This is a genomic window from Paractinoplanes aksuensis (assembly GCF_024137025.1).
Taxonomy (GTDB): Bacteria; Actinomycetota; Actinomycetes; order Mycobacteriales; family Micromonosporaceae; genus Actinoplanes; species Actinoplanes aksuensis.
In genome coordinates, this window is the sequence record NZ_JAMYJR010000003.1 from 318719 (window position 1) to 336113 (window position 17395).

General features: G+C 72.4%; 21 protein-coding genes. 14 read left to right on the forward strand and 7 right to left on the reverse strand.

Features of this window, described 5'->3' with window-relative positions:
• Positions 1-46 precede the first annotated feature (46 nt).
• Entirely contained in the window at positions 47-403 is a 357-nt protein-coding gene (locus tag M1L60_RS05820; protein ID WP_253236236.1) for a nuclear transport factor 2 family protein, read from the forward strand.
• Here M1L60_RS05820 and M1L60_RS05825 read toward each other — a convergent pair whose 3' ends face one another.
• Together M1L60_RS05825 and M1L60_RS05830 are read right to left on the reverse strand one after the other, a co-directional pair.
• Entirely contained in the window at positions 404-772 is a 369-nt protein-coding gene (locus M1L60_RS05825; protein WP_253236237.1) for a VOC family protein, read from the reverse strand.
• Positions 757-1185, reverse strand: a complete 429-nt coding sequence (locus M1L60_RS05830) for a class I SAM-dependent methyltransferase (protein ID WP_253236238.1) — start codon at positions 1183-1185, stop codon at positions 757-759. Before M1L60_RS05830 ends, M1L60_RS05825 begins: the two co-directional genes overlap by 16 nt.
• 33 nt (positions 1186-1218) lie before the next feature.
• Between M1L60_RS05830 and M1L60_RS05835 the strand changes: the two genes are divergently transcribed.
• Together M1L60_RS05835 and M1L60_RS05840 are read left to right on the forward strand one after the other, a co-directional pair.
• Positions 1219-1863 (forward strand): O-methyltransferase, encoded by a 645-nt coding sequence (locus tag M1L60_RS05835; RefSeq protein ID WP_253236239.1) that lies wholly within the window; start codon positions 1219-1221, stop codon positions 1861-1863.
• Positions 1864-1922: 59 nt separating this feature from the next.
• Complete coding sequence (locus tag M1L60_RS05840) at positions 1923-3383, forward strand: diguanylate cyclase (protein ID WP_253236240.1); 1461 nt, start codon at positions 1923-1925, stop codon at positions 3381-3383.
• Here the strand turns inward: M1L60_RS05840 and M1L60_RS05845 are convergent.
• Together M1L60_RS05845 and M1L60_RS05850 are read right to left on the reverse strand one after the other, a co-directional pair.
• Positions 3332-4411 carry a DUF3866 family protein gene (locus M1L60_RS05845; protein ID WP_253236241.1) on the reverse strand — a complete coding sequence of 360 codons (1080 nt, stop codon included), beginning with the start codon at positions 4409-4411 and terminating at the stop codon, positions 3332-3334. The genes M1L60_RS05840 and M1L60_RS05845 overlap by 52 nt on opposite strands.
• A gap of 11 nt (positions 4412-4422) precedes the next feature.
• Complete coding sequence (locus M1L60_RS05850; RefSeq protein ID WP_256516106.1) at positions 4423-5421, reverse strand: cation diffusion facilitator family transporter; 999 nt, start codon at positions 5419-5421, stop codon at positions 4423-4425.
• Between the two features lie 134 nt (positions 5422-5555).
• Between M1L60_RS05850 and M1L60_RS05855 the strand changes: the two genes are divergently transcribed.
• The 8 genes from M1L60_RS05855 (at position 5556) to M1L60_RS05890 (ending at position 11102) form a co-directional block, all read left to right on the forward strand.
• The gene (locus tag M1L60_RS05855; RefSeq protein WP_253236242.1) at positions 5556-6539 is read left to right on the forward strand and encodes a helix-turn-helix transcriptional regulator; all 984 of its coding nucleotides are present in this window, start codon (positions 5556-5558) and stop codon (positions 6537-6539) included.
• Complete coding sequence (locus tag M1L60_RS05860) at positions 6536-7498, forward strand: helix-turn-helix transcriptional regulator (protein ID WP_253236243.1); 963 nt, start codon at positions 6536-6538, stop codon at positions 7496-7498. The genes M1L60_RS05855 and M1L60_RS05860 overlap by 4 nt, the downstream gene beginning before the upstream one ends.
• Before the next feature lie 16 nt (positions 7499-7514).
• Positions 7515-7745 (forward strand): hypothetical protein, encoded by a 231-nt coding sequence (locus M1L60_RS05865; protein ID WP_253236498.1) that lies wholly within the window; start codon positions 7515-7517, stop codon positions 7743-7745.
• A gap of 135 nt (positions 7746-7880) precedes the next feature.
• Positions 7881-8204 carry a Sec-independent protein translocase subunit TatA gene (gene tatA, locus M1L60_RS05870; RefSeq protein WP_253236244.1) on the forward strand — a complete coding sequence of 108 codons (324 nt, stop codon included), beginning with the start codon at positions 7881-7883 and terminating at the stop codon, positions 8202-8204.
• Between the two features lie 9 nt (positions 8205-8213).
• Positions 8214-9176, forward strand: coding sequence for a twin-arginine translocase subunit TatC (tatC, locus tag M1L60_RS05875; RefSeq protein ID WP_253236245.1), 963 nt, complete (start codon positions 8214-8216; stop codon positions 9174-9176).
• Positions 9177-9207: 31 nt separating this feature from the next.
• Positions 9208-10209 (forward strand): diacylglycerol/lipid kinase family protein, encoded by a 1002-nt coding sequence (locus M1L60_RS05880; RefSeq protein ID WP_253236246.1) that lies wholly within the window; start codon positions 9208-9210, stop codon positions 10207-10209.
• Between the two features lie 42 nt (positions 10210-10251).
• Positions 10252-10464: a hypothetical protein gene (locus tag M1L60_RS05885; RefSeq protein WP_253236247.1), complete on the forward strand. Its 213-nt coding sequence runs from the start codon at positions 10252-10254 to the stop codon at positions 10462-10464.
• A 119-nt stretch (positions 10465-10583) separates the two neighbouring features.
• Positions 10584-11102, forward strand: coding sequence for an alkaline phosphatase D family protein (locus M1L60_RS05890; RefSeq protein ID WP_308208431.1), 519 nt, complete (start codon positions 10584-10586; stop codon positions 11100-11102).
• Here M1L60_RS05890 and M1L60_RS05895 read toward each other — a convergent pair.
• On the reverse strand, positions 11099-11410 hold the full coding sequence (locus M1L60_RS05895) for a winged helix-turn-helix transcriptional regulator (protein WP_253236248.1): 312 nt from the start codon (positions 11408-11410) through the stop codon (positions 11099-11101). The two genes, M1L60_RS05890 and M1L60_RS05895, sit on opposite strands and share 4 nt — an antisense overlap.
• A 65-nt stretch (positions 11411-11475) precedes the next feature.
• Here M1L60_RS05895 and M1L60_RS05900 point away from each other — a divergent pair, with 65 nt between their 5' ends.
• Positions 11476-11946 carry a group II truncated hemoglobin gene (locus M1L60_RS05900; RefSeq protein WP_253236249.1) on the forward strand — a complete coding sequence of 157 codons (471 nt, stop codon included), beginning with the start codon at positions 11476-11478 and terminating at the stop codon, positions 11944-11946.
• Between the two features lie 41 nt (positions 11947-11987).
• Here the strand turns inward: M1L60_RS05900 and M1L60_RS05905 are convergent, their stop codons facing one another.
• Positions 11988-12728: an HAD family hydrolase gene (locus M1L60_RS05905; protein ID WP_253236250.1), complete on the reverse strand. Its 741-nt coding sequence runs from the start codon at positions 12726-12728 to the stop codon at positions 11988-11990.
• A gap of 64 nt (positions 12729-12792) precedes the next feature.
• Between M1L60_RS05905 and M1L60_RS05910 the strand changes: the two genes are divergently transcribed.
• Positions 12793-15543 carry a DEAD/DEAH box helicase gene (locus M1L60_RS05910; RefSeq protein WP_253236251.1) on the forward strand — a complete coding sequence of 917 codons (2751 nt, stop codon included), beginning with the start codon at positions 12793-12795 and terminating at the stop codon, positions 15541-15543.
• Here M1L60_RS05910 and M1L60_RS05915 read toward each other — a convergent pair.
• Positions 15506-16504 carry an STAS domain-containing protein gene (locus M1L60_RS05915; protein WP_253236252.1) on the reverse strand — a complete coding sequence of 333 codons (999 nt, stop codon included), beginning with the start codon at positions 16502-16504 and terminating at the stop codon, positions 15506-15508. The two genes, M1L60_RS05910 and M1L60_RS05915, sit on opposite strands and share 38 nt — an antisense overlap.
• Positions 16505-16954: 450 nt before the next feature.
• Here M1L60_RS05915 and M1L60_RS05920 point away from each other — a divergent pair, with 450 nt between their 5' ends.
• Positions 16955-17308, forward strand: coding sequence for a YciI family protein (locus M1L60_RS05920; RefSeq protein WP_253236253.1), 354 nt, complete (start codon positions 16955-16957; stop codon positions 17306-17308).
• The last annotated feature ends 87 nt before the right edge of the window (positions 17309-17395 follow it).

Genomic DNA, 17395 nt, shown 5'->3' on the forward strand with positions numbered 1-17395 from the left:
GGCCCGGTGTCAGTACCGGTGAAGAAGCCCGACGGACGGAGACACTGTGAGCACAGCCCTCGAGACCGCCCTCGCCTATCACGAAGCGTGGAAGAGCCGCGACCTCGACCGAGCCATGTCCTACATCGCCGACGACATCGTCTGTGACGCGCCCGCCGGCCGCCTCGAGGGAGCCGACGCCTATCGCGGTTTCCTGACCCCGTTCGTCGGGATGCTCCGGAGCGCGACGATGCTGGCCGCCTTCGGCGACGACGACAGGGCCCTGGTCATGTACGACGCCGAGACCGTTCCGGTGCCGTCGGCCCCCGGCGCCGAGCTGGTGACCGTGCGGGAGGGCCGCATCGTCCACAGTCGCTTCCTGTTCGACCGCGCCCCGTTCGAAGCCGCCCGCCGCCAGGGGTGACTACTGCGGGCCGGCCACGCCGATCAGGTTGCCCTCGGGGTCGGTGAAGTGGGCGACGACGAGGTCGGTGCCGGGGGAGCGGACCGGGCCCATAACACGTTTCCCACCCAGGCTCTCGGCCTTGGCCACGGCCGCGGCCACGTCGGGGACGCCCACATAGAACAGGGTTTTCGGCTGGTAGCCGGGGCCGCCACCCACGCCGCCGGGGATGGTCTCGCCCTCGGTGAAGCCGTAGTTGCCGGCCTCGGACACGGGCTCGGCGACCGGGCCGCCGGTGGCGAACTGCCAGCCGAACAACTCGCCGTAGTAGCCGCGCAGGGCCGCGGGGTCGGTTCCGATGATCTCGAAGTGCACTACTGGCTGGGCCATGGCCCCATCATGCTGTATTCGCGGCCGTCCACGAACAACCGCGCGCCGGGGCCGGCGGCCTCGGCGAGGCGGGCCCGGACGGGGACGGCCAGGTCGGGACGGCGGCCGTCGAGGGCGCCGACGCGGTTGGCGAAGACCAGGTCGTACGGGTCCTCGCCGGGCGCCCGGACGAATTCCTCAGCGGCCACCTGCCGCACGCTCATCCGGCCGGACGCGATCTCGGCGGCCGACCCCGCGGTGGCCTGGGCGATCGCGGTGGCGGAGCGGTCCGTGGCCAGGATGTGGCCGGTGGTGAGGCGGGCCGCGACCAGCCGGGCCGCCACTCCGGGACCGCAGCCGAGCTCGAGGACGCGCATGTCCGGCCGCAGCGGCAGGGCGTCGACGATCGCGAGCAGGCGGGGTGAAGGGGGCATCGCCCCACCCTAGTGATGGGCGAGACTGGGGCGATGGACATCATCGATCCGGCTGTCAGCGACTACCTGCTCGAGCACTGCACCCCGGCCGACGACGTGCTGCGTGACCTTGCGGCCGAGACGCGGGACGCGTTCCCCGACGCGGCCGGCATGCAGATCTCGCACGACGAGGGGGAGCTGCTGACCATGCTGGTGCGGCTCACCGGCGCCCGGCTCGCGGTGGAGATCGGCGTGTTCACCGGCTACTCGTCGATCTGCATCGCCCGCGGTCTGCCCAAGGACGGCCGGCTGCTGGCCTTCGACGTCTCCGAGGAGTTCACGGACGTGGCCCGTCGCTACTGGGAACGGGCCGGGGTCGACGGGCTGATCGAGCTGAGCCTGGGGCCGGCGGTCGACTCCGTCGAGGCACTGAGCGGTGACCCGGTCATCGACTTCGCGTTCGTCGATGCCGACAAGATCAGCTACCCGGCGTACTACGAGGCGCTGGTGCCGCGGACCCGCCCGGGCGGGCTGATCGTGCTCGACAACACGCTGCGCGACGGGCGGGTGCTCGACCCGAGCGACGACTACGACATCGCGGTGAGCAGCCTCAACGACCGGATCGTGGGCGACGACCGGGTCGAGTCGGTCATGCTGCCCGTCCGCGACGGGGTGACGCTGGTCCGTAAGAAGGGCTGACAACCGAAAAGCACCCGGGAACGACCCGGATTCTCACCGGGCCGGGCTGTGCTGGACGGATGCCGATCGTCTTCGCGGTGGCCGCGGCCCTGGCCATCGCCGTCTACCAGTTCGTCCCGGACAGCCCCTGGTGGGTCGGCGGTGGGCAGCTGGCCGTCGGCTACGCCGGCGTCGCGGCCGTGCTGGTGGGGGCGAGCCGCCTGCCCCGGCGCGACCGGCTGCCGTGGCGGCTGTTCGCGGCCGGCCTGGCCGCGAACGTCACCGGGATCGGCATCGGCGTTCTTTCCACCGAGGTGTGGCACCTGGTCGACCTGCCGACCCCGGCCGACCCGTTCTATCTGCTGCTCTACCCGTTCTGCGCGGCCGGTCTGGCCGTGCTGATCCGGCGTCGTGAGACCGGCCGCGACTGGACCGCGATGATCGACGCGACCACCATCACGACCGGGTTCGGGCTGCTGGCCTGGGTCTATGTCATCGCGCCGTCGGCCGAGGGTGGCCGGATCACCATGCTGGGCGAGGCCACGCAGGCCGCGTACCCGATCGGTGACCTGATCATGATCGCCATGATGACCCGGCTGCTGCGCGGCAGCGGCACCCGGGGCGTCCCGTTCTGGCTGCTCACCGGGTCGATGGGCGCCTTCCTGCTCGGTGACACGGTGTGGGTCGTGATGGGCAACCTGATCGACCAGGGCGTGCCGGTCGAGGGCATCGGCTGGCTCAACCGGGCCCTCGAGTCGATCTTCCTGGTCGCGTTCTCGCTGTTCGGGGCGGCGGCCCTGCACCGCGACGCGCGGTCGCTGGGCGCGCCGGCCGGCCCCTCGGTGGCGCGGCTGGGCCGCGTACACCTGGCGCTGTTGACCTTGGCCTCGCTGGTGGCGCCGGCCCTGCTCGCGGTGCAGCTGGCCCAGGGCGACGTCCACAACGGGATGGCCATCGTGGTCGCCTCGGCCGCCCTGTTCCTGCTGGTCGTGACGCGGATGGCCCAGCTCGTGCGGCAGGTCGAGCGGCAGGCCCAGCAGGTACGCGAGCTGGCCCGGCGCGACGAGCTGACCGGGCTGCCGAACCGGCGGGCCTGGAACGACGAGCTGCCCCGGGCCCTGGAGAACGCGCGCCGCGACGGGCGCCCGGTCAGCGTGGCGGTGCTCGACCTCGACCGGTTCAAGCAGTTCAACGACACCTACGGCCATCCCGCGGGGGACCGGCTGCTGAAGGCTGCGGCCGCGGCCTGGCACGGACATTTGCGTACGGTGGACACGCTCGCCCGCTACGGCGGCGAGGAGTTCGTGGTGCTGCTGCCCGACGCCACCGAGGACGAGACGCGCGAGGCGCTGAACCGGGCGCGGGCCGCCACCCCGCTGGGCCAGACGTTCTCGGCCGGGATCGCGGTGTGGGACGGCGCGGAGACCTCGGACCAGCTCATCGAGCGGGCCGACGCCGCGCTCTATCAGGCCAAGAACGCCGGCCGCGATCAGATCATCGCGGCCGCGAACCGCCCGGCGGCCGCCGCGGCCAGGAAGTAGGCGTAGTCCTGGTCGAGCTTGCGGCCCATGGTCGACAGCGGCACCGGGCTCGCTCGTAACGCCTGGTCCAGGCCGTCGACGGGCACCCGGGGCAGGCGATGCCGGGCGGCCAGGGGCGCCAGCGCGGCGTCGATCTCGGCCGCCAGCGCCTGCTCCAGGCCGTCGGGCACCGGCAGGTCGGCCGGGAGCAGAGCCACCTTCCCGTACGCGGTGAGGCTGTGATGCGACACGCCGCGATGGCGCTCCCGCCCGTCACCGGTCGAGATCCGCAGCGAGCCGACCGGTCGCCCGCCCAGGGTGCCGATCGCGTTGACCGCCTCGCCCAGCGCCACCCCGGAGAACCCCCAGGTGGTGCCCGTGCCGAGGTTGCCCGGCCCCTGCGCGACGACCGTGACGTCGGCCCGCAGCACGTGCCGCGCGGCCAGCAGCCCGGTGTGCACGGTGCTCGCCTCGAGGTCCCCGCCGAACGCCTGCCCGGTCGTGATGGTGCCGGCCAGGTGGTCGCCCAGCCCGTCCAGCGTGCGCGAGAACCAGGCCGGCAGCGCCCCGCCGTCGGTCATCACGTACGCGATCCGGGCCTGCGGCCGGTCGAGGCGGACGGCGGCGACGATGGCCGGCAGCGCCGAGTGCAGGTCGGCCGTGACCACCGGCATGCCGTCGAGCGAGGTGGCCGCGGCCATCACCGCGCGGTGCGGCGAGGCCTCCTCGTCGACGCCGAGCCGGATCGCCTGCAAGGGCGTGTACCGGGCCTTGACCAGGTGGCCGGCGTCGCGGTTGGTGCCGTCGTCGGGCGGGTCGGCCGGCAACCGGTCGGGCAGCGCCACGACCAGCGCGTAGCCGCCGGTGCCGAGACCCATGACGAGCGCGCCCACGTTGAGCAGCACGCGGTCCCCCGGCTCCGGCTCACCCGTGATAAATGGGTAGGCGAGCGCCTTGAGCGGCCCGTCGTCCGTGGTGACCTCGAGCTCGACCGCGCCGCGCCACCGCCGCCGGATCGCCTGGACCGTCCCCGACCGCCACCGCACCATGGCCGGAAAGCCTATTCGACGCCGCCGTCGACGTGGTTGCGGCCCGCCGTGCCCCGCGTCGGGTCGAGGAAGACGTAGCGGATGCCGGGGTAGCGGGCCCGCAGGCGGCGCTCGGCCTCGTCGCTGGCCTCCTCGATCTCGCCCCCGGAGACGTCGTCCTGGAAGTCGACCTTGGCCGCGACCAGCACGTCGCCCGGGCCGAGCTGCATGGTCAGCAGCGTCGGCACGGCCACCACGATCGGGATCGAGTTGAGGTCGGCGGCGATCTGGTTGTGCACCCGGCGCGGCACGGCCCGGCCCACCAGCAGCGACGCGTTGCTCTGGGCGAGGATCGCGGCCACCGCGAACAGCAGCAGGCCGATGGCGATCGAGGCGATGCCGTCCCACATGCCGTTGCCGGTGACCTCGGTCAGGGCCAGCCCGGCCCCGGCCAGGATCAGGCCGATCAGCGCGGCCGAGTCCTCGAAGTAGACGGCCTTGACCGTGGTGTCCGGGGTCAGGCGCAGGAAGCGCGACGGGGATACGCCCCAGCGCCGCGACGCGCCCGCGACCTGGCGCCGGGCCCGCAGGAACGAGGTGCCCTCGGCCACGAACGAGACCGCCAGCACCAGGTACGACCACAGGAACTCGCCGGTCTGTTCGCCGCGCACGATCGTCTCGATGCCGTGGTAGATCGAGAAGCCGGCCCCGCCGACGAAGGTGAACACGGCGGCGATGAACGCCCAGACGAAGCTCTCCTTGCCGTACCCGAACGGGTGTTCCTCGTCGGCCGGGGTGGCCCCGCGGCGCAGCGCGACGAACAGGAACACCTCGGTGATCGTGTCGGCGAACGAGTGGGCCGACTCGGACACCATGGCCGCCGAGCCGGCGACGAGACCGGCGAAGAGCTTGGCCACGGCGATGGCCAGGTTGGCCAGGCCGGCCACGATGACGGTGCCGACACTTTCGTTCTGCGGCGCTTCGGACCCATCGGACGAATCGCCCGACGGGAGGGGCCCGGCGGCGGCCAGACCCACCGGGAGCTGCTCTTCCGGGGTTTGTGCGGTGCTCACCCGGGCCTACCTTTCCGCTGGGCCCCCGCGGGAAACCGTCCGCGGATGGCGCGTACGTCACGTCGGCGTCCACCCTGCTAGCGTTGCCAATCGTGTCGCGCACCCGCACCGAGCGCCTGGTGAACCTGGTGATCTGCCTCCTGTCGACGCGTCGGTTCCTGACCGCCGCGCAGATCGCCGCGACGGTGCCCGGCTACGAGCACGACCCCGAGGACCCGCGCGACCACGAGGCGTTCCAGCGCAAGTTCGAACGCGACAAGGCCGAGCTGCGTGACCTGGGCGTCCCGCTCGAGACGGGTACGGCCAGCGTCTTCGACCAGGAGCCGGGCTACCGCATCGCGCACCGTGAGTACGCGCTGCCGGCCATCCTGCTCGAGCCCGACGAGGCCGCCGCGGTGGGCATCGCGGCCCGCCTCTGGCAGCACGCCGGGCTGGCCGCGGCCGCGTCGTCCGGGCTGGCCAAGCTGCGCGCGGCCGGCGTCGAGGTCGACCCCCAGGCCACCCTCGGGGTCGAGCCGGTGGTCACCGTCGACCCGGCCTTCGGGCCGTTGACCAGCGCCGCCCGCGACCGCCGGGCCGTCACGTTCAGCTACCGGGTGCCCGAAGTGGACGATCCGGCCACCCGCAAGCTCGAGCCGTGGGGCGTGGTCTGCTGGCAAGGCCGGTGGTACGTGGTCGGGCACGACCGTGACCGCGGCGCGACCCGGTGCTTCCGGCTGTCGCGCATCGTCGGCGCGGTCAAGGCGCTCGGCCGGCCGGGCGCGTTCACCCCGCCCGAGAACGAGGACCTGATCAGCCACGTCGCCAAGTGGTCGGGGCCGGTGCCGCACAACGGCCGGGCCACCGTCACCGTGCGGCCGGGGCGGGCGGCCGGGCTGCGGCGCTGGGCCACCGAGTCGGTGCCGGGCCCGGACGGCGACTGCCTGACGATCCCGTACTCGGACGCCGAGCGGCTGGCCGCGACGATCGTCGGCTACGGGCCCGACGTGCGGGCCGAGGGGCCGCCCGAGGTCCGCGACGCGGTGATTCAGCTGCTCAAAGAGGTCGTCGCGAAACACCACGAGGTGGCGGCGTGACGGGCCCGCGGCAGAGCGCGGACCGGCTCGGGCGGCTGCTGTTGCTCGTACCGTATCTGCTGGCCCGGCCCGGGATCCTGGTCGCTGAGGCGGCGAGCGACCTGGGCGTCAGCGAGAAGCAACTGCGCGAGGACCTGGAACTGCTGTGGGTGTGCGGGCTGCCCGGTTACGGCCCGGGTGACCTGATCGACATGGCGCTCGACGGCGACCGGGTCACGATCAGCCACGACGCCGGCATCAACCGGCCCCTGCGGCTCACCCAGGACGAGGCGCTGGCCCTGGTGGTGGCCCTCCGGATGCTGGCCGAGACGCCGGGCACCGGTCACCGCGACGTCATCGAACGCGCCCTCGCCAAGATCGAGAACGCGGCCGGCGACCTGGCCGGCGCGCCCGTCGCGGTGAGGCTGCCGGCCAACAGCAAGCGGGTCGACAACGTGCGCGCGGCCGTCGAGAGCGGGCACGCGCTGCGGATGACCTACTACACCGCGGCCCGCGACGAGACCACCGAGCGGGTCGTCGACCCGATGCGGGTGCTGATGGTCGGGGGCAAGGCCTACCTCGAGGCGTGGTGCCGCAACGCCGAGGCGACCCGGCTGTTCCGGATCGACCGGATCGACGACTTCACCGAGCTCGACGAGCCGTCGCTGCCGCCGGCCGACGCGGTGCCGCACGACGTCAGCGACGGCGTCTTCCACCCCACCCCCGACCTGCGGCTGGTCACGCTGCGGGTGGGCCGGGGGAGCCGGTGGATCACCGAGTACTACCCGGTCGAGGAAGTGACCCGCACCGGCGGCGAGGAGTGGGTGGTGACCATGCGGGTCACCGACCTGGGCTGGGCCCAGCGGCTGCTGCTCGGGCTCGGGCCCGACGTCACCGTGATCGGCCCGCCCGAGCTGCTGCGCCGGATCCGCGAACAGGCCACGGCGGCGCTCGACCAGTACAGCACCCCGGGCCGGTAGGGTGGGCCCGGTGCTGATGTGGATCTGGATCGCCGTGGTCGTCGTCGCCGTGATCATCATGGGGGCGGCCGGCGTGCGGCTGCTCGGCCGGCTCGACGGGTTGCGCCGCGCCGCCGTGCGGCTGCAGCGACGGCAGGCCGAGGCCGCGAAGCTGCAAGAGAGCGCGCTCGCGCTGCAAGAGACCATGCTCCAGGTGCAGCAACGCGCCGAGCTGATCCAGGAGCGCTCCGCCCTCAAGGAGGGCTAGGCTGCGGCGTTCCTTCCCCGTTGTCCAAGGTTTTGGGCGATCGTGGCAAACCCACCAGGGTCCGTGGTCCGCATCACCAGATTTGACACGTACGATGGACCCCGCACACCTGATCCGACCGACTGGAGTTAACCCATGGGCGCCCTCAAGCCATGGCACATCATTGTTTTCGTGGTCGTCCTCGTGCTGCTCTTCGGCGCGAAGCGGCTGCCCGACGCGGCGCGGTCGCTGGGCCGGTCGCTGCGGATCATCAAGGCCGAGACCAAGGGCCTGGTCGACGACAACAACGACGTCGCCGAGAAGGCCGAGCCCCAGCACGGGCGCCAGCCGCTGCAGGGCGACGTCTACCCGCCGGCCGGTCAGAACGGTTACCAGCAGGCGCCGCCGCCCCAGGGTTACCAGCAGCCCCCGGCGCAGCCCTACGTCGACCCGGTGCAGCAGCGCACCAACGACCGCTGACCCGCGGGCATGAAGCTAGCCCTTCGCCGTCAGGGGCCCAGCAAGTTCGAGCAGGCCTCCGACGGCTCCATGACGCTGATCGACCACGTCCGGGAGCTTCGTAACCGTCTGTTCGTGGCGTCGCTGGGCCTGGTCGCCGGGCTGATCGTCGGCTTCATCGTCTCGCAGTGGGTGTTCCACCTGCTCGAGGCGCCCTACTGCGACCTGCCGTCGTCGATCGCCACCCGCGCCGACGGCACGCAGTACTGCGACTGGGTCGTCCTCAACGTCACCGACACGCTGATCCTCCGCCTCAAGATCGCGCTGTGGGTCGGCCTGATCGTCGGCTCCCCGGTCTGGCTCTACCAGCTGTGGGCGTTCATCGCGCCCGGCCTGCACCGGCACGAGCGCAAATGGGCGTACGTGTTCGTGGCCATCGCGGCCCCGCTGTTCGCCGGCGGCGGCATCCTGGCCTACTTCGTGGTCGGCCACAGCCTCGCTTTCATCATGGAAGCGGGCGTGCTCGGTGAGGCCACGAAACTAGAAGTCTCGTCGTACATCGGGTTCGTGACCAACATGATCCTGATCTTCGGCGTGGCCTTCGAGTTCCCGTTGATCCTGCTCATGCTCAACTTCACCGGCGTCGTGTCGGCCAAGAAGTTGCTGGGCTGGTGGCGGATCGTGGTCTTCCTGTCGTTCGCGTTCGCCGCGATCGCCACCCCCGACCCCGGTCCGTTCGGCATGACGCTGCTGGCGCTGTGCATGGTCCTGCTCTATCTGATCGCGACCGGTGTGGCCGCGATCAACGACAAACGCAAGGGCCGTGGCAAAGAGCTGTACGCCGAACTCGACGACGATCAGATCTCGCCGCTCGAGGACGAACGGGTGCCGGTCGGCGCGTCCGACCCGATCGAGGCGCCGAGCCCGGTCGAGGCGCCCACCCCGGTCGCCAAACCCCGTCCGCTCGAGGGTCGCTTCGACGACATGACGTAGGTCACTGGTCCGGGCGCTATGCTGCCCGGCTGTGACGAGCTTTGAGATCGCGGTGCTGGCCAACCCCACGGCGGGGCGCGGCCGGCACCGCGATCTGCTGTCCGAGGTCCTGCGCAAGCTGGGCGATTCCGGGCGTACGGTCCGGCTCCTGACCGCCCACAGCAGTTCGGAAGCGGAAGCGGCGTGCCGGGCCGCGGTCGATGGCGGCGCGGCGGCCGTGGTGGCCGTGGGCGGGGACGGGACGATCCACCGGGCCCTGCAGGCTGTGGCTGAGAGGCCGGTGGGATTCGGGGTGGTGCCGGCCGGAACGGGCAACGATTTCGCGGCCGCGGTCGGGATGTCCGCCGATCCGGTCGTGGCGGCCGGCCTGATCGCCTCGGCGCTCACCGAGGGCCGCCACGTGCCGATCGACCTCGCCCGGGTCGCGTCGGCCGGCCTCGCTCGGGCCGATGAGCCTGACCACCGGGCGGACGACCCGGGCCGGATCACGCCGGCTGGTGCTGCTGCGGCTGAGGAGGCGGGCCACCGTGGGGCGGACACCGACGTGCGGTGGTTCGGGGCGGTGCTGGCCGGCGGGTTCGACGCGCTGGTCAACGAGCGGGCCAACCTGATGCGCTGGCCGCGCGGGCCGAGGCGCTACGACCTGGCCATCCTGCTCGAGCTGGCCCGGCTCAAGCCTCGCAAGTACGCGCTGGAGCTGGACGGGGAGGACTACAGCTTCGAGGGCATGCTGGTCGCCGTGGGCAACTGCGCCAGCTATGGGGGCGGCATGCGGATTCTGCCCGACGCCGACCCCACCGACGGGCTGCTCGACGTGGTGATCGCGGCGCCGTTCGGGCGGGCCGCGCTGGCCCGCCTCAAACCGCGTCTGCGGCGCGGCACCCACGTCAGCGACCCCCGGGTCACCGTGTTCCGGGCCCGGCACGTGCGGCTGCGTTCGGACGGGATCGTCGCCTACGCCGACGGGGAACGGCTCGGCCCGCTCGACCTCGACCTGACGTGCAGTCCGGGTGCGGTTCGGTTGCTCCGCTGAGGAAGTCGTCAGATCGCGCGGGACCGGCCGATCGTGGGGGACATGCAGATCAACTCGCTCAGCTCGCTGGTCACCTCCGCCTACGACACCGCGCGCTCCAACCTCAAGAGCATGGCCGACGCGGCGGCCTCGTCGGCCGAGCCGGCCCCGGTTCCCGTGGCCGCGCCCATCCCCACTCCCGTCGCCGAGGCCGCCCCCGCTTCCGCGCCGGTTCCCGGCCAGCGTCAGGGTGTCAACCTCGACTCGTACGCCTGACCGGGATGGCGTAACCCTGGCGGCGATGCTCAGGGGCCACCGGGTACGCCACCTCGACCACCCCGTCCTTTTCCCGGCCCGTAAAGCGGGAGCCAATCTAATTCCATCTATGTCCGCGAGTGTGCGGGCATGGCCCTCTCAAGAAGATCACTTCTGCTGAGTTCCGCAGCCGCCGCCGGCGTCGTGGGCGCCTCGACCACCTGGCCGCTCGCCGCCTCGGCCGCCCCTACCGCGGACCACTGACTTCCGACCCGTTCACGCTCGGTGTCGCCTCGGGCGACCCGGAGCCGGACGGTTTCGTGCTCTGGACTCGGCTCGCCCCGACCCCGCTGGCCGACGACGGCCTGGGCGGGATGCCGTCACGCGTGGTGCCCGTCGAATGGGAGCTCGCCGCCGACGAGCGCTTCCGCCGGATCGTGCGGCGGGGTGTGAGCGCGGCCCGCCCCGAGTCGGCCCACGCCGTACACGTGGAACTTCGCCATTTGCTGCCGGGCCGGGAGTACTTCTATCGGTTCCGCGCGGAGCGATATGTCTCGCCGGTCGGCCGTACGCGCACCGCGCCCCCCACCCCGTCGGCGCTGCGCACGGCCTCGGATCCGGGCGCGGAGACCGTACGCCAGGAAACCGAACGGCCTTAACGGGCCGCTCGTTGCCGGCCCCAGTCGTAGAGCGCCTGGAGCACCGGGGCCAGACTGCGGCCCTCCTCGGTGAGCCGGTACTCCACATGAGGGGGCGCGGTCTCCAGGTCGTGGCGGGCCACCAGCCCGTCCGCCTCGAGCTCGCGCAGCCGCTGGGACAGCATCTTCTCGCTGATGCCGGGCAACCGGCGGCGCAACTCACCGTAGCGGTGGATGCCCTCCTTGAGGTACGAGAGGATCACCACCCGCCACTTGCCCCCGATCACGTCGATGGTCACCTCGACCGGACAACGGTAACGCTCGGTCATGCTCGCCTCCCGCACTGAAAAGTGCGTACTTGCCGGGCCGGTCACGTGATGGTGGGCTCGGCGGTGTGACTGATGAGTACACCCTCTTTGAGTGGGCCGGGGGCGCGGGGGCGCTCGGAAAGCTGTGTGAGGCCTTCTACCAGCGCGTGCACGACGACGAGGTGCTGGCGCCGGTGTTCGCGGGCATGCACCCCGACCATCCCAAGTACGTGGCCCTGTGGCTGGGCGAGGTGTTCGGCGGGCCGGCCGGCTACACGACCGAGCGCGGCGGCTACCCGCACATGCTGCGGATGCATCTCGGGCGCGCGATCACCGAGCCCCAGCGGCGGCGCTGGGTCAACCTGATGCAGGACGCCGCGGACGAGGTCGGGCTGCCCGGCGATCCCGAGTTCCGGGCGGCCTTCGTCGGCTACCTCGAGTGGGGCACGCGGCTGGCCGTCGAGAACTCCCGGCCGGGCGCCGACCCGGTACGCGACGCGCCGGTGCCGAAGTGGGGATGGGGCGTGGCCCCGCCCTATCGAGGGTCCGTTGCATAGCTGGGGCGGGGCTGCGGCGAGGCCCAGCTATGAAACGGACCCTAGGCTGAGCAGCCGGCCAGGGCCAGGGTCGCGCCGAGGCCGTTGGGGCGGCCCGGCTCGGCCGCGGGGAGCACCAGCGCGGCGCAGCCGGCCTTGACCGCGCCCGCGTCGGCCGGGGTGTCGCCGACCATGAGCGTACGTTCGGGGTCGGCCCCCAGCATGCCGCAGGCCCGCAGGAAGATCGCCGGGTCGGGCTTGGTGCGGCCGACCTCGTAGCTCAGCGCGTAGGCGTCGATCAGCGCGGTCATGCCCCAGGCGTCGAACAGCGGGCGGATGTCGAAGCCGATGTTGCTGACCACGGCCACCTTGATACCGGCGTCGTGCAGCGTACGCAGCGTGGGCTCGGTGTCCGGGTAGGGCAGCCAGCCGTCGGGGGCCAGCAGCCGGTCGTACAGGGCGTCGGCCAGGCCCTCGACGTCGGTCGCGACCGTGGCGGCCAGGCCCGTGTAGGCGGCCCGGTGGCTCGGCGCGTAGAGATCACGATCGGCCCAGTGTTCGGCCAGGCCGGGCGGCACCCGGTGCGGCAGCGGGCCACCGGCGCGCCCGGCCGTGACCAGGCGGTCGGCCAGCACGGTGGCCTTGCCCCGGTCGAGCTCGCGCCCGCACGTCGCGGCGGCGGCCTGTACCCAGGCCACCGGGTCTTCCACCTGGGCCAACGTGCCGTGGAAGTCGAACAGCACGGCGTCGACCTGACGGTGCGGCCGATGGGGAGGGTGATCGGTCGATGCAACATCCGGCACGGTTGCACCATACCGACCGCGCCCGTGCTGCTTGTTGTCACACCCACGACCTAGGCTTGTGGTCATGACGAGTCCCGCCGAAAGGTATGCGGAGTCCAAGCGGCGGGCGGCCCGGGTGGCCGAGTTTCCGGCGCTCTACGATTTCATGCTCGACGTCGGCTTCGACCTCGACGATTTCCAGCGGTCCGCCTGTGAATCGCTCGAACGGGGCAGCGGCGTGCTCGTGTGCGCGCCCACCGGCGCCGGCAAGACGGTGGTGGGCGAGTTCGCCGTGCACCTGGCTCTGCGGGCCGGCCAGCGCAAATGCTTCTACACGACGCCGATCAAGGCGCTGTCCAACCAGAAGTACCACGACCTGGTCGAACGCTACGGCCCCGACCAGGTCGGCCTGCTGACCGGCGACAACGCCATCAACGGCGACGCCCCCGTGGTCGTGATGACCACCGAGGTGCTGCGCAACATGCTCTACGCCGGCTCGCCCGCGCTGAAGAACCTGGCCTACGTGGTCATGGACGAGGTGCACTACCTGGCCGACCGGTTCCGCGGCGCGGTGTGGGAAGAGGTGATCATTCACCTGCCGGCCTCGGTGACCCTGGTGTCGCTGTCGGCCACGGTCAGCAACTACGAAGAGTTCGCCGACTGGCTGGTCACCGTGCGCGGTCAGACCGAGGTCGTGGTCAGTGAGCACCGGCCGGTCCCGCTCTGGCAGCACATGCTGGTCGGCCGGCGCATGTTCGACCTGTTCCACGACGCCGACGCGGCCAAGAAGCACGACGTGCACCCCGAACTCCTGCGCTACGCCCGCGAGATGCAGCGCCGCCTCGACATGACCGACCGGTCGTACGGTCCGGGTCGCGGCGGCCGGTCCAAGCGCTGGCAGCCGCCGCCCCGGGCCGAGGTGATCGACCGGCTCGAACGGGCCGACCTGCTGCCGGCCATCCTGTTCATCTTCAGCCGGGCCGGCTGCGACGCCGCCGTTCAGCAGTGCCTGGCCGCCGGCCTGCGGCTCACCGACCCCGAGGAAAGGGCCGAGATCCGCCGGATCGCCGAGGCCCGGGTGGCCAGCATCCCGCGCGAGGACCTGTCGGTCCTCGGCTACTGGGAGTGGCTCGACGGTCTCGAGCGCGGCATCGCGGCCCACCACGCCGGCATGCTGCCCGCCTTCAAAGAGGCGGTGGAGGAGTGCTTCGTCCAGGGCCTGGTCAAGGCCGTCTTCGCCACCGAGACGCTGGCCCTGGGCATCAACATGCCGGCCCGCTGCGTGGTGCTGGAAAGGCTGGTCAAGTTCAACGGCGAGGCCCACGTCGACCTCACGCCGGGGGAGTACACGCAGCTCACCGGCCGGGCCGGGCGCCGCGGCATCGATGTCGAGGGGCACGCCGTGGTGCTGTGGAGCCCCGAGGTCGACCCGCGCCACGTGGCCGGGCTGGCCTCCACCCGCACCTACCCGCTGCGGTCCTCGTTCCGCCCGTCCTACAACATGGCCGTCAACCTGGTCGGCTCGGTCGGCGCCGACCAGGCCCGTGAGCTGCTCGAATCGTCGTTCGCCCAGTTCCAGGCCGACCGCTCGGTGGTCGGCCTGGCCCGCCAGGTGCAGCGCAACGTCGAGACCATGCAGACGTACGCCGACGACGAGGCCTGCCACCACGGCGACTTCGACGAGTACTTCGCCATCCGCATCGCCATCGCCGACAAGGAACGGGCCAACGCCCGGCAGGGGGTGGCCCAGCGCCGGGCCGCGGTGGTGACCTCGCTCGAGCGGCTGCGGGTGGGTGACGTCATCCGGGTCGCCCAGGGCCGCCGGGCCGGTCTGGCCGTCGTGCTCGAGGCGCCCAGCGGCGGGTTCGGCGAGCCGCGCCCGCTGGTGCTGACCCAGGACAGGTGGGCCGGGCGGGTCAGCCCGGCCGACTTCGCGGGCGAGGCCGAGGTGCTCGACCGCATCCGCGTGCCCAAGCACTTCAACCCCCGCTCGCCCGCCGCCCGCCGCGACCTGGCCGCTCAGATCAGCGCGACCGGGCACGACCGCACCGCCGGCGGGCGCCGCCGGAACCGGGGCGGCACCGGGGAGGACCCCGAGATCGCGCTGCTCAAGGTGCAGATGCGTCAGCACCCGTGCCACGCCTGCCCCGAGCGTGAGGATCACGCCCGCTGGGCCGAGCGGCGGCACCGGCTGCAGCGCGACACCGACGCGCTGCGCGACAAGGTCGCGGGTCGCACGAGCTCCCTGGCCCGTACGTTCGATCAGGTGTGCGCGGTGCTGGCCGAGCGCGGCTATCTGACCGAGGCCGGTGAAGTGACCGAGTCGGGCCGCATGCTCGGCCGCATCTGGTCCGAGGCCGACCTGCTGGTGGCCGAGTGCCTGCGCCACGGCGTGTGGGACGCGCTGGCCCCCGAGGAGCTTGCGGCCGCGGTGTCGATGGTGCTCTACGAGTCCCGCCGCGAGACCGACGACCGCGCCTCGGTGCCCAAGGGCGCGATCACGGCCGCCGTCGACGCCTGCGGCAAGCTGTGGGGCGACATCGCGGGCGACGAGTCCGACCACGGCCTCACCCTGACCCGCGAGCCCGACCCCGGGTTCGTCTGGCCGATGTACCGCTGGGCCCGGGGCGAGCCACTGGCCAAGGTGCTGGCCAGCGGGCACAACTACGACGCCGACATGCCCGCCGGCGACTTCGTGCGGTGGGCCCGCCAGGTGCTCGACCTGCTGGGACAGCTGCGGGAGGCGTCGGCAGCGTCCGACACCCTGCGCGACACGGCCCGCAAGGCGATCACCGCGGTCAACCGGGGGGTGCTGGCCTACCAGGCCGGGCTGTGACCGGCTCGGGCAGCTGGGCCAGCGCGCTCTCGGCGTCCCGGGCCAGCCGGTCGGCGTCGGCCGGGCGCCGGGCCGCCGTCCGGAAGTGCATGGTCAGCACGCCGAGGGACCGCCCGGAACCGTCCCGCAGCTGATAACAGCGGACAGCCAGGAGGCCGGCCGCGAGCAGGGCGGCCAGCGCGGGCTGCCCGGCGAAGATCGGGTCGCCGGTGATGTCGTCGACGACGCGGGGCCGGCCGTCGGGCATGCTCGGCACCCGCGTGCGCAGGCCGGCGGGCAGGCCGCGCAGGCCGGCGCTGCGCAGCAACCCCGACCGGGGGTCGTGCACGTGCAGGTCGCAGCCGTCGGCGCCGCCGGCCGTGGTGGCGGCGGTCAGAATGCCGGCGACCACGGCCGGGCGGTCGGCCACCACCAGGAAGTCCTCGCCGGCGAGCGCGCGGGGCTCGGTGCGTAGCCGGTGGCGCAGCCCGGCCAGCAGGGCCCGCCGGGTCGATCGGACCTCCCAGTCGACGGCCTGCTGCTGCAACCGGCGGCCCAGTCGGACCTGGTCGTCCTCGGCGCGGCGGCGTCCCGCCGAGGCCCGCTCGAGATCGGCACTCCCGTCCAGAAGGACGGCGGCGAGGCGAGCGGGATCGTTGATCTCGTGGACGAAGAGGCGACGGCCGGCGCCGGCGGCCTCCAACGCCTGCTGGACAGCGAGGCCGGCCCCGGACACGCGCAGGCGGCGGCCCGACTCGAGGGCTGACTCGTGGGCCCCGGCCAGCAGCCGGACCACCTCGGCGTCGGCGGAGCGCACGGCGGACAGGTCGACCACGATCTCGGGCAGGTGACGGGCGGCGGCGTGGGCGAGGGCGGCGCCGAGGACCGCCCTCACCCGGCGGTGGGAACTGGCGTCGAGGGTGCCGAACAGGGCGAAGACGCCCAGCTGACTGACGGGCGGGTGGTGCGGGCGGGACTCCATGTGATTGCCAATGGCTGGAAGAAAAGGACGTCCTGGGGTCAGGCTACGCTCCCGGGGATTCGCCGGGCCGTCGCGTGCCCGGCTCAGGTTTTTCCTTCGCGCCCGCCGCTTCCTCCGCGCCGGCGGGACCAATCCGGCTGGCTGGTTCGTTCGCGCCGGCTGTTTGCGTGCCTGCTTGCTTCGGGCTGGGTGGTTGTGCGCCTGCTTTCTTCGCGCTGGGTGTGCCCGCGTTCTTCGCCTTGGCTGCTTCGGGACCTGCTTTCTTGCGCTGGCTGCTCCCGCGCTCCCTGTTTCCGCGCTCGGCTTCTCCGCACCGGCTGCCCAAACAAGGCCGGTTGCTTGCTTCGCGCCAGCTGTTTCATATCCGGCCGGCTGGTTCATGCGGGCCTACTGTCGAAAACGGCGGGGCCCGTTCGTGTGGGTGGTGAAGTGCAGCCACGAGGAGGAGTCATGAAGCAGTATCTGCTGAGCATCTATCAGCCCGATGGGGATCCGCCGCCGCCCGAGGTGCTCGAGCCGATCATGGTCGAGCTGGGGAAGCTGAACGACGAGATGAAGGCGGCGGGGGCCTGGGTGTTCGCGGTCGGGCTGAACCCGCCGTCGACGGCGACCGTCGTGCGTGACAACAACGGGGACGCGGTGCTGACCGACGGGCCGTTCACCGAGGGTAAGGAACACCTCGGCGGCTTCACGATCATCCGGGCCACCGATCTGGACGAGGCGTTGAGCTGGGGCGGCCGGGTCGCGACGGTGCTCGCGCCGCTCGCGATCGAGGTCCGGCCGATCGCTTGGCCGATCGAGTGACGGATCGCGGGGCCGATCGCCTGACCAGGCATGAGGCGGATCGCGGGGCCGATCGCCTGGCCAGGCACGGGGCGGATCGCCTGGCCG